The sequence below is a fragment of the Streptomyces sp. NRRL S-87 genome, from assembly GCF_000719335.1.
GTDB lineage: Bacteria > Actinomycetota > Actinomycetes > Streptomycetales > Streptomycetaceae > Streptomyces.
Window position 1 is genome coordinate 1 of sequence record NZ_JOGB01000169.1, and the last position, 965, is coordinate 965.

The window sequence follows — 965 nt, forward strand, 5'->3', positions numbered from 1 at the left end:
CGCGGCGCCATCGGCGCCGTCGTCCTCGTCGACACCCGCCGACTCGCCGACTGCTTCCCCGCCGTCGACTACTTCGAGAACTCCGGCCTCCCCTTCGTCATCGCCCTCAACGGCTTCGACGGACACCAGCCGTACACCCCCGAAGAGGTCCGCGAGGCACTCCAGATCGGACCCGACGCCCCGATCATCACCACCGACGCCCGCCACCGCGCGGACGCGAAGTCGGCGCTGATCACGCTGGTCGAGCACGCCCTCATGGCTCGCCTGCGGTAGTCGGTACGTACGTGCCGAAGGCCCCCTCCCCGCCGGGGAGGGGGCCTTCGGCGTGTCCGGGGCCCGGTCCGAAGCCCGGGCACGTCCCGGGCGGGCCGCTTCGGGGTTCGGGGCGCGTCCCGGGGAGGGTCCGGGGGCGGATACGCGAACGGTCCCGGACTCTCTCGGAGTTCGGGACCGTTCGCGGTCTGCCGGGGTGCCGGCGGCCTCAGCCCTGCCAGCTGTGCGGCGCGCGGAAGCCGGAGCTGCGCTCCAGGCGGCGCCAGCCCGCGGTGGAGCGGGTGCGGGCGGCGGGGACAGCCGGGGTGGCGGCGGCGCGGGCGAGGAGGATCGCGGTGATCGCGGCCAGTTCCTCGGGCGCGGCGTTGCCCTTCTCGACGCGCAGGAGCGTGTCGGTGCTCATAGGTCGGTGTCTCCTTACTGCGGCGGGTTGCCGTGCTTGCGGGACGGCAGGTCGGCGTGCTTGCTGCGGAGCATCGCGAGGGCGCTGATGAGCACCTCGCGGGTCTCGGCGGGGTCGATGACGTCGTCGACGAGGCCGCGCTCGGCCGCGTAGTACGGGTGCATCAGCTCGGCCTTGTACTCCTTGACGGGAGTCCATGACGATGTACGCGCCGCCGTAGGCCTTGCGCAGGATCAGCGAGATCCGCGGCACGGTCGCGTTGCAGTACGCGTACAGGAGCTTGGCTCCG

2 protein-coding genes and 1 pseudogene are annotated in these 965 nt (G+C 72.7%); 1 reads left to right on the plus strand and 2 read right to left on the minus strand.

All coding sequences use genetic code 11. From position 1 onward, the window contains the following. Positions 1 to 273, plus strand: a 273-nt coding sequence (locus tag IF43_RS0135575) for an ATP/GTP-binding protein (protein WP_030211177.1), incomplete at its 5' end; no start/stop codon positions are given. 208 nt (positions 274 to 481) lie between these two features. Here IF43_RS0135575 and IF43_RS0135580 read toward each other — a convergent pair. Both IF43_RS0135580 and IF43_RS41340 read right to left on the minus strand, forming a co-directional pair. Continuing rightward, on the minus strand, positions 482 to 676 hold the full coding sequence (locus IF43_RS0135580) for an acyl-CoA carboxylase subunit epsilon (protein WP_030211181.1): 195 nt from the start codon (positions 674 to 676) through the stop codon (positions 482 to 484). 14 nt (positions 677 to 690) lie between these two features. Next, positions 691 to 965: pseudogene (locus IF43_RS41340) on the minus strand (carboxyl transferase domain-containing protein); the annotation flags it as partial.

Coding starts and splice junctions, on each gene's coding strand:
- IF43_RS0135580 (WP_030211181.1), bottom strand. CDS start 676: ATGAGCACCGACACGCTCCTGCGCGTCGAGAAGGGCAACGCCGCGCCC.